Here is a 10,651-nt window from a genome sequence, read left to right on the forward strand (position 1 = left end):
AGTAGGTGGTGTGCGATCCCCTTCGTTCAGAATGTGCACTGGAGAGTGGTGAAGCGATTTTCAAGGGGTCAATCTGTCATCCCCGCTGTGATTCCATGTGTTCAATGGCCGTCCAAATATCCAGGACACGTATTCGTCCTTCGTAGTACGTATTTTTGACCACTCCATCGATAGCTCGCTCAGCGTTCCGATCATCCATCAAGATTCCAACCGCGTCATGAGCCGATGAACCAAGTAACATTACGGCCATGGCTGGCAGTTCCGCATCGGTCTTCCGCAATTCGTCAGGGGGTGTCTGTTCGAATTCCGCTAGGCGTTCCTGTGCCTGATCCATGACTTCACCCGCTCGTGGCCCGTCGTGAATACGAACCCCCGGCTGGAGATCGCCAAGGAGCGTAATCCACTCTGTCGTGTCTGATCGGTCCACCCAGTCGATGCTGATGTATCCGCGCTGCTCCTTGAGTTCTTCTACGACGCTACTGGTCAGATACAGCTCTCGCTCCTCCGTTTGAACGTAGTTGATGAACGTTTGATACGCAGAACTGTCCGTACCACCGATCGTCCGCAGGAAACTTGTATCGAGAACGAGGGCCGGCGGGAACGGTGACGGGTGGTCCTCACTCATCGGCGCGCTGGTACGGAGCCTGTTCGAGTGCTCGTTGATGGGTATCTACATCAAACGAGACATCATCGAGCATCGGATCAGCATCTTTCACCACAGCGATGATCTGCTCGATGGCTTGCGTGACCGCAATCGCCTCCACAGCAGGAACATCGAGGACGTCCGCGACGCCCCGTCGCGTTGTCTCGCCTTGAAGGTAGTCGATTGTTGCCGTGACTGCGGGGGCGAGTGCGGCCTTCCCGTGACGGTCGATGAATAGTTCGATATCATCGTTTGCACTGGTCGCTCCATAGACGGCGATGATGACCGGGCTGAGGTTGATCGTCGTTTCGTCTGTCCAGTTGCCGCTCACAGGGTCAGCACGCCAGAGTGCTGACCCATCTTCGTGTGTATCGAGCTCCGTGGCGACGCCCAGTTCAGCCAATGTGTTAGCGTACTTGTAGGCGGTGCTTTTCGAGAATCCTTGGCGGTCACGGGCAGCGGTGACTGTTGTTGGGGAGTTGACTAAGAGATCGGTGTAGAAGCATGCGAGTTCGGGTGTTGCCAGCAATTCTTGGACGGCGAAAAATCGGTGAGCTGTGTCCCCCACGTTTGGTGGATGAGTTGGGATTGAGGCGTTCGACATAGTGCATAGTACGCGAACTATAGACTAAACTGTTGCGGTGGCTCAAACCTCAGTACAAACCAACTTTTCGTTATTTCATCCATCGCCTGCAGGATGGGGTGCAGCGATAGCTGAACCATTGGATGTGAAATCACCTTCTGTTCGACGTGCTCAAGATATCGGAAACACCGAAGTGGGTGGGTGGTAGTATTCTTGACTGCTATGTCACTACTCGAACGTCTACTGGGAGAGGACACACCGGACGAACAGGTTGATCTCGAAGAGCGACAGCACGAAGCGGATGACACGCTGAATGGTCGCATCGACACAGCGGAATACGGAATTGACGCGTGTGCGGTAACGGGTATTGCGGTCGTCAACGAAGGGCCCGATGGTGAGCCGATCGTGGTGCCGATCGCGCGGTTCTCGCTGGGTGAGGACGTCGAGGAACCAGATTACGATCTCGTCTGGGAGTTGGTCGGTGAGGGTCTCAACGCGCTCCAACCAGCGCTTGAGGGCGTATTCGTGCGTCACTACGACATCCAGTTCACGTTCGACGGCGACGAATTGTTCGAAGCCGAGGAGTGCCGTCGCGTCGCCGTCACGCCCGATCTCGCCGATACGTTCGTTTCGGATGCCAGCTTCAATACCGGCGCGCTGCGAGACGCGATGCTCGACGCTGATGATATCGACGATGAAATCGCGCCGGTTGCGTGGGGCGAATCGAAAAACTACAGCAGTACGGCGAACGCGGCGATCGTGACCAACGGAGCTGCGATGGCAGCTGGGACGAGTGCGGGTGCAGCGAGTTGTGCTGGAGCAGGGGCGGCGGGTGCTGGTGCGGCTGGCGGCACCTGCGGTGGCGTTTGAGGGTGGTTTAAGGCCCAAGCCGACTCACGTCGGGTTGCTCACCACCGGTGGGAAAGACGATGGCACGAAAGCGCTGAATACCGAATGGAGGTCAGAGTACGTTGCGAGGCTGTGAATCCCAGCAGAGCCCTTAGCAGCCATCTATGGTTGAATCGACCGTTCCTGGTGTTGGTTGGCAGATCCAAAACTCGGAATCAGGACCCACGCGGTGGGGAACTCCCCCCGAAAATTTCGTCCCTTGCGTTCGAGAGGACGGAAAACGGCTTGTTGGTGTGGAAGGTCACGTTTTCGTACGCCTGCTGGATGTGTTTTTGCTCGGGATCCGTGTGGCTGGCTTCGAGTGATTCCAGTTCTTCGACGAGTTGCTGGAGTTCGTCTTCGTTTTCGATGATTTCGGCGGTGAGCGCGAGGTCTTTGATGGATTTGGCCGCGGCACGGCGCACGCGGCCGTCACCGTCGGTAAGTGCATCAAGGTACAGCTCGCGCAGTTGGTGGCGATGAGAGGCTGTTTCGTCGGTGGTGTGGTCGCCCGGTAGTGCGTCATCGGTGAATTCCGAGCCAACTGTTCGGAACGCCAGTCGAGGATACAGCTCGGCTGCAAAGCGGATCGCGGACTGTCGTTGGTAGCCATCACCGTCCGCATATAGCTCTTGGCAGAGTTCGAACCCGTCATCGAACAACTCCGCCTGTTCTTCGAGTTCCATCTCGTGGACTTCATCGAGTGCGCGGTTCACCTGTTCGGCATCGCCGGACCAGAGTGCCTCGGAGAATGCGGCGGGTGTGCGCTTCATACGTGGGTATTTTGATTACAGCCGCGTAACTCCTTGGGATGGCTGTACTGGGATGATTGATGGTCGTACTTCTACGGCTGCGATTGAGCACCTTTGTGTGGGTCGGTAGGTTGGTTCGTTCATCCTGACTATCTTCCATCCGGGGTGAGTACTAGTAGATCGTGACACGATCCGACAAAGACGAAGAACGGGACGAACGTATTGAGATGGAGATCATCGTCGATACCTACAGTCCGGAAGAGCAGGCAATGGGCTGGCACGCCTATCTGAACGATACGCTGGACTTTCCGTTCGAAGCGAGCTGTCTCACCGAGCGCGAAGAATCACCCCTCAAGGAAGGCGAAACGGTACGCGTGGTCGGAATGCCAACGACAGAGCCGACGCTCCGCCAGCAATTCGTAATCATAGAGTGGAAGAATAGGGAACTTGGTGTGCCACTCAAGCAACTGGAACCGGTCGATACCAGCAGTACCACCGAACAAGCGATCGCAGACTGGCACTACTGGCTTGAGCGCTGATAGTCGCCTGGTACCCAATGGAATCACTCTGTTCCCGCAGAAGCACAAGTAGATGGCTCGAAATTATCCACCCCCTCCAATCAGTATGGCTTATTCGGGTCGCGGTTCTGGCCTCTACCAGATGCGGATCGAGTTCGACGGGGGTACGCTCCTGCTGCGGGGAGTCAGTGAGGATGTTCCGTACGCGGAGTGGGATGACCGGGTCGAGGACTACCGCGCGCACGCGTATCGGTACCGCCCCCTGCTTGAATGGGCCGACGCATGGGACGGTGAGACCTCTAGCACCACTGCAGAGGCGTCAAACAACCAAGAGACCATCCAATCGGCCACTGTTGCGGTCGAGGATACCGCCCGAGCCTATCCACAGCTTGCACTCGATCCGGCGCTTCAGATCGAGCCACGCGAGTACCAGCAGGCAGCACTCGATGCGTGGCGAANCGCCCGAGCCTATCCACAGCTTGCACTCGATCCGGCGCTTCAGATCGAGCCACGCGAGTACCAGCAGGCAGCACTCGATGCGTGGCGAACCCATGACCGTCGTGGCAGCGTCGTGCTGCCGACCGGGAGCGGGAAGACGTTTCTCGGTATTCAGGCGATCTCCGACGCTGGTGTCGCCACGCTCGTAGTCGCGCCGACGATCGATTTGATGAACCAGTGGCACGCCACCCTCACCAACGCCTTCGGCGACCAACTACCCCAGCGGAGAGGAGATGGGCCTGAACAGGCGGTCGGCGTGCTCGGTGGCGGCACCCACGAGATCAGGCCGATCACGGTGACAACCTATGATAGTGCGTACCGGTACATCGACGAGTACGGCGACCAGTTCGGCCTGCTGATCGCGGACGAAATCCACCACCTGCCAGCCCCAACCTATAGACAGATCCCCGAGATGACCATCGCGCCGTATCGTCTCGGGCTCACCGCCACCTACGAGCGCGCCGACGATGCTCACGAACTCCTCGAANGATGACCATCGCGCCGTATCGTCTCGGGCTCACCGCCACCTACGAGCGCGCCGACGATGCTCACGAACTCCTCGAAGACACCGGTCTCATCGGGCCGGTTGTCTACGAAGAGGAGGTTGACGAGCTCGCCGGCGAGTATCTTAGCGAATACGAAACCATCCACATGCAGGTCGAGTTGACCGACGACGAACGCTCCCAGTACGACGAGGAGTACGGTATCTATCGCGAATACGTCGATACGCACGACTTCGATCTCTGGAAAGCCGAGGGCTATCAGGAATTCCTTGCGCACACTTCCTACGATTCTGACGGCCGTCGAGCGCTGATCGCCAAGCAACGCGCCGAGGAGCTTGCACGCACAGCGGTGAAGAAACTTGATACGCTCGACACCCTGCTCAAGCGCCATCACGACGACCGCACGATCATCTTCACCGCGAACAACGACTTCGCCTACGAGATCTCCCATGAGTTCATCGTCCCGTGTATCACCCACCAGACCAAGACCGACGAACGCACGGAGATACTCGAACGGTTCCGCACCGGCGAATATTCGATCTTGGCGACCTCACAAGTACTGGACGAAGGGATCGACGTGCCCGCCGCCAACGTCGGGATCATCCTCTCAGGGAGTGCATCAAAACGCCAGTACGCCCAGCGTCTCGGGCGGATCCTGCGCCCCACGGACGAACGACAACCGGCGCGCCTCTACGAGATTATTGCCTCGGATACGATGGAGAACTACGTCTCCCAGCGCCGCCGCGAAGGCGTTGAGGCGGGAGCATGACCGTGACCACAATCGTGAGCACCACAGTGAGACAGGGGCCATGCTGACAGCCGATCTCGCGCGCTCGCGGACATCCGACGGTAAAGTGACGCCGCTGTTCATTGATCCCGACGATGCACGCTATCGAAAGACGGCGGGCGAGCTGATCGAACTGTTCGAGACGCACGTGGGCGAGCCGAAAGCCGACCTTGACACCGCGATCGACCAGCTGACGGTGGCGGATACCGATTACAAGATCATCCAAGGGCTGGCGAAACTGCTGCGTGACGAGTGCGACTTCGAGACGGTAGCGGCCGCCGAGCCGCACGAGATCCGCCAACGACTGTTCGAGCGTGCGAACGACTCCTATCCGATCGTTCGCCAGCCGACGCTCGAAGCGGATACCCGCAAACTCGATGTCTACACGGCGGTTGCTGATGAGCTCGGCATCTCACTCGCGGAGTGCCATCAGGGAATGTACGCGGATCTCGATGCGAACAATCGGCTCGTGCGCTTCGGCGATCAAGTCGCCGAGTCGGTCGAACTGGACACTGATGGAACGACCACCACGACCCAACTGACTGGCCAAAGCGAGGAGTCGTACACAGGCAAGGCACTCACTGACGAGTGGCTATTGAATCGGTATAACCTCGCGCTCGCGCAGGCAGTGCTCTACGATGCGACCGAACTGCGGATTCGGGTCTGGGATCAGTTTGCGACAGTGTTCAGCTACGTGAAGCTGTTCGGGTTGATGCACCGGATCTATCCGATCGACGAACACGGCGAGCGCGTGTCGAGCACGGACCTCGCGGAGGGATACGAAGCGATCTTGGATGGTCCGGCCTCATTGTTCCGGCAATCGCGCAAGTACGGCATCCGGATGGCGAATTTCCTGCCGGCGTTGCCCCACTGCAAGCGGTGGGAACTCACGGCGGACATTCTCGTCGACGAGTCAGCCAACGAAACACGCGAGCTCACACTGGACCAAACGACTGGATTCCAAACACACTACAGCGGTGGGAGCCGGTACGACAGCGATCTCGAACGCACGCTCGCCGACAAGTGGAGTCGATCGAATACGGAGTGGAACCTGGTCCGCGAGGACGACGTGATCGATCTGGGTGCCGAGGTCCTGCTACCGGATTTCGCGATGGAACATCCGGATGGCCGCCGAACGATTCTGGAAATCATGGGCTTCTGGACGCCTGAGTATCTCGAAGAAAAACTCGCCAAGATTCGGCAGGCCGATGTGGAGAATCTGGTCTTGGCGGTCTCCGAAAACCTCGACTGCACGAGTGAGGACATCGATATCGAAGCCGCCCGAGTGCTCTGGTTCAAGACCGGTATCCATGTCTACGATGTCGTCGATCTCGCTGAGAGATATGCAACCCAAGCACCCTCTGCTGGTTCCTGATTGCCCGAGAGTAGTGGTGAGGACGGTTTCAGTGATGATTTTGGCCAACAGAACAACTGAGACTGATGGCGTCTGCTGTCATGGAACGACACAGAGCATAATACCGGGCCTGTCGTAGCAGTCCCACAAGAGCATGAGTGACGGGCAGAGGCCCACCCTGACGGAAGCGACTGTGAGGGACCTGGCCAGAGCTAAATCATACGAACGCGGGCAGTCATACTACGAACGAGAAGCAGTCAGCGACGTGATTCGGCGCGGGGAGACAGTCCGAGCTGATGTCGAAGGGAGCCAGTATCAGCCCTATACGGTGACCATCGAATTCGACGACGCTGGCATCGCTCAGACCGACTGCTCCTGTCCGTACGACCACGGCGGAATCTGCAAGCATCGCGTTGCTGTACTGTTGACGTACATCCGTAATTCTGAGCGGATAAGCAACCGGCAACCGCTCTCGGAACTGATCGCTGACGCGAATCCGGAAACGCTTCAGGATCTACTCATTGAACTCGCCGACAGTCGTCCGGAAATGGCTGACTGGGTCGAAACTCGTCTCACCACTCCTGGCGACGATACAGACACCGACTCATCGGTGTCGGTGAGTCTGGACTCGATTCGCCGGCAGGCAAATCATGCGCTGCCAAAACCGGGGCAGAGAGGGCACAACGATGCCTATGCTGAGGCAGAACGCATGGCCGAGGAACTGGACGGATTGATCGAGCAGGCACGGATGGCTCTCGATGCCGAAGACGGCAAAACTGCGCTCGACGTTCTCGCAGCGGTCACCGATGAACTCGCCGACAACAGGTGGGCCGGTCTCCTTCCCCATGATATTCCTAGCGTGTACGAGGTTATCGGTGATCTCAACGAGACGTTCACCGAAGCTATTCTGACGGCTGAGTTGACCAAGCGTGAACGAAAGGACTGGAAAGACCGTCTCGCTGAATGGGATGACCAATTCATCCATTTCATGGGTGAATCCACGTTTATGGCTGCGGCGGACGCGGCGGTAGAAGGCTGGGATGATGAACGTGTCCTGCAGGCGATGGAGGGTGATCTCGCCAAGGGTGAGTTCTGGGAGGATGAGCCATCCTGGTATGCTGAAGATATCGTCACTGTCCGCCTCACGATTCTCGAACGAGAGGATCGCATCGAGGAGTATCTCAACCTCGCTGAGGCGACAGAGCAGACCCAAGCGTACGCGGAGATGCTCGTACAGCAAGGACATATCGAAGAAGCTGTTGACCACGCCACCGAGCGGTTGTCGACACCGGATTCAATGCTTGAGCTGGCCAAAACGCTGCGTGCGCACGACCAAACACAGGCAGCCTTGCGGGTGGCCCAACACGGCCTGACACTTGAGGGTTTCCGGAAAGACAGGCTTGCAGAGTGGCTGCGCGACCGTGCAGCCAGTACTGGCGATAGCGACCTCGCGCTGGAAGCAGCCGTCACTGCGTTCAAGGCGAGTCCATCGCTACGCTCCTACCAGGCAGTCGAAGAAATCGCTGACGACGGTTGGGAGAACGTTCAGCCCGACCTTCTCGAATTCCTCCGTACACAGAATCCGCGTGGTAACACTGCTGCGCGATCTGCGGAGGTGTTTCTCCATGAAGAACAGTACGAGGAAGCCATCGAACTCGCGGATAGCACCAGTCAAACCAGTGTAATCGAACCGGTCGTCGAGGCTGTCGTCAAGGAACACCCTCAGTGGGCGATCAGCACTTGCAACTCTCAGGCCGAACCGATAATCGAAGCCGGCCAGCATGACAGTTACAAGACGGCTGTGCGCTGGCTCAGACGAGCAGGACAGGCAGCCCAGGCGGCTGGCGAACTCGACGAGTGGCGTGACTATGTCGAAACGATGCGGGACGATCACTATCAAAAGTACAAGTTGCGCCCGATGCTGGAGGAATTGCTTGAGGAATTCGACGGGTGAGAACACAACGAAGACCATGACTGATACAGACATCACGGACCGATTCGTCATCGAAGTCAGCCGTGTAGGGACTGTCGATCACATCGTCGACTTGGAAGCAGAGCCAGTGGACAGGACGCCGTACTCACCGCGACGGGACTTGCCGGGCGAGAAGCTGTGTGATCGGAGCACGCGCTCGCCTGCAAGCGAGTACATCGAACTTCCGGACTACGCCGACTGGAAAGGTCTCGACAAGCCAGCCTTCGATGGCGATGCGCCGGACGAGGTGTGTTCGTATTGCTGGACAGATGTACTCACGGAGATCGAGAGAGAAGAACAGTTCGTGAGCGATGACAGAGACAAGCGAGTCGGGACGGTCGGGTACCGACTTCGGTGGAAACAGAAGGGCCGTGCTCGCAAGGAATGGTACGACATCGTCGTCCGGCCGGAGACGACCATGGCTGAACTCGACACGCTCATTTGTCGGTTCACGACACTCGATGACTTCCATCTTCGGATGTACGGTCTCGAAGATGAGTATATGGACTCGACACTCAACGTCATCCCCGATCAGCAATTCACTGAGATCGATGACCCCTCATACATGAAAGCAAGCGAGATGACGATCGCCGATGTCGCCGACCGTGCGACGCTCTGGGACGGAGACAGGCTCAGTATGGTCTACGATTTCGGGACGCCCTCACACTACTACTGCATCGTCAAGGACGTGTACGACCCAGACGAGATTGAGAGGCTTCTCGACGAGCGTGAGCCGATTGCAGCGACTGCGACAGCCGCCATCATCGACCAGAAACGACCCTAGCGATGCCACACGCGGCCAGTTGCCCCGCTTTTTTCACCGTACTCCTCGAACGCGCACTCAATGGCCGACTGTCCGTACTGTGAGCAATCTTTCGCGGATGAATCCGAGATTCGCGAGCATCTCTATGAAGACCACGAGTACGATGAGCTCGGTCGGATCGACACCAAGCGGGTCGACCAGTACGTCGATGAACACAACCTCGAAGGGAGCAACGACGATGACTCTCTTGATCAGCAGGACATCGACGAGGTAGTACGCACTGGCTCGGCAGTTGACCGTCACTCGGATGAGCGATGGGAGTTACATGACGTACAGGCGCTCTCGACGGTGGAAATCGTGGATGAGCTTGCCGAGCACGGTATCGAGACGACCGAGGAATCGTTCCGTGACCGCGCGGCCGAGATTGACTCCGCGATGACACTCGCTGACCAATGGGAGGACGACCACGACGTTGACGTGTCAGGGTATGATCGGGATTTCATTTGGATGGCTGCGGAAGTTCTCTGGAAACGGTGGGTACCCGGTATCCCGAATCGCGAACGGATCTACGACCTTCTACAGGAAGGTCGGGAACNGGAACTCAGTGAGAAAGGACACGATGTCGAGGCCTGCCAGCGATGGCTGAGTGTGTGGGAGATCATTATCGCCGTGACACCGGATGAAATCACGATGATCGAGGCGGCTGACGATCACCTTCCGAACGTGCTCTCGCTCGAAGCGTTCTTGCGGTCGGTCGATAACGACCTCGCTACTCTGGCAGCAGACGATCCGGCCTATCATGAGCGACGACTCGAATTCTGTCGGGAGGTCTGTGACCAGTTTCCGGACGCACCCGACGAGCTGCTGTTGGACTTCCGCCATTTCGTTGCTGATTCGCTGACAGAGCTGGGAAGACTCACCGAGAGCAGGAACGAACTTGAGGCGCTCGTTCGTGACTATCCCGACGACCCTTGGGCGTACAAGAAACTCGCGGATAGCTACTGGCTCACCGATTCTCGCGATCCAACGGATAGCGAGATGAAACGCGCCGCAGAGCTATATCAACAGGCGTTGGAGGTCGAAAAGCCTCTTGAGCGGCCCTCGATAGTGTCTGATCGACTCGACGACATCGAATGCTGCCTACCTGATCAAACATAGTTGATTCTCGGGTTGGAGGCTGCGAAGTCTCCAATTCGGCCTGTTGTAAGAAACTCAACCCGTCCTCCTCTGTCAGCAAGTACTGGATTGTTAATAGAATGTCCGTAGCCTCTGTTCCTCATATATAAATCACCTTGTCAGAGCGCCCTACCAAGTAGAGTGTTGGTGAGGATGAGCGCCGCTATGCCCGAATAGTGAGAGGTCGTCTCGAATTACCGTGGCGTCGCTGCGC

General features: G+C 57.6%; 9 protein-coding genes and 1 pseudogene. 7 read left to right on the forward strand and 3 right to left on the reverse strand.

What is annotated here, in order from left to right:
* Positions 1-76: 76 nt before the first annotated feature.
* Together C448_RS01310 and C448_RS01315 are read right to left on the reverse strand one after the other, a co-directional pair.
* On the reverse strand, positions 77-625 hold the full coding sequence (locus tag C448_RS01310) for a hypothetical protein (protein ID WP_004051322.1): 549 nt from the start codon (positions 623-625) through the stop codon (positions 77-79).
* Positions 618-1,247, reverse strand: a complete 630-nt coding sequence (locus C448_RS01315; RefSeq protein WP_152415492.1) for a DUF7437 domain-containing protein — start codon at positions 1,245-1,247, stop codon at positions 618-620. Before C448_RS01315 ends, C448_RS01310 begins: the two co-directional genes overlap by 8 nt.
* Positions 1,248-1,448: 201 nt before the next feature.
* Here C448_RS01315 and C448_RS01320 point away from each other — a divergent pair, with 201 nt between their 5' ends.
* Complete coding sequence (locus C448_RS01320; RefSeq protein WP_004051324.1) at positions 1,449-2,096, forward strand: hypothetical protein; 648 nt, start codon at positions 1,449-1,451, stop codon at positions 2,094-2,096.
* A 194-nt stretch (positions 2,097-2,290) separates the two neighbouring features.
* On the opposite strand, the gene C448_RS01325 is transcribed toward C448_RS01320, so the two are convergent.
* Entirely contained in the window at positions 2,291-2,887 is a 597-nt protein-coding gene (locus C448_RS01325; protein WP_004051325.1) for a hypothetical protein, read from the reverse strand.
* Positions 2,888-3,093: 206 nt separating this feature from the next.
* Here C448_RS01325 and C448_RS01330 point away from each other — a divergent pair, with 206 nt between their 5' ends.
* From C448_RS01330 to C448_RS01360, 6 genes and pseudogenes are all read left to right on the forward strand, one after another.
* Complete coding sequence (locus tag C448_RS01330) at positions 3,094-3,405, forward strand: calcium-binding protein (protein WP_004051326.1); 312 nt, start codon at positions 3,094-3,096, stop codon at positions 3,403-3,405.
* 121 nt (positions 3,406-3,526) lie between these two features.
* Positions 3,527-5,154: pseudogene (locus C448_RS15285) on the forward strand (DEAD/DEAH box helicase family protein).
* 40 nt (positions 5,155-5,194) lie between these two features.
* A complete protein-coding gene (locus C448_RS01345; RefSeq protein WP_004051329.1) occupies positions 5,195-6,547 on the forward strand; it encodes a DUF790 family protein in 1,353 nt (450 codons plus the stop codon).
* Positions 6,548-6,680: 133 nt separating this feature from the next.
* Positions 6,681-8,480: an SWIM zinc finger family protein gene (locus C448_RS01350; protein ID WP_004051330.1), complete on the forward strand. Its 1,800-nt coding sequence runs from the start codon at positions 6,681-6,683 to the stop codon at positions 8,478-8,480.
* 16 nt (positions 8,481-8,496) lie between these two features.
* A complete protein-coding gene (locus C448_RS01355) occupies positions 8,497-9,282 on the forward strand; it encodes a hypothetical protein (RefSeq protein WP_004051331.1) in 786 nt (261 codons plus the stop codon).
* Positions 9,283-9,342: 60 nt separating this feature from the next.
* Positions 9,343-10,419, forward strand: coding sequence for a tetratricopeptide repeat protein (locus tag C448_RS01360; protein ID WP_004051332.1), 1,077 nt, complete (start codon positions 9,343-9,345; stop codon positions 10,417-10,419).
* The last annotated feature ends 232 nt before the right edge of the window (positions 10,420-10,651 follow it).

It is taken from the genome of Halococcus morrhuae DSM 1307, assembly GCF_000336695.1.
Lineage (GTDB): Archaea > Halobacteriota > Halobacteria > Halobacteriales > Halococcaceae > Halococcus > Halococcus morrhuae.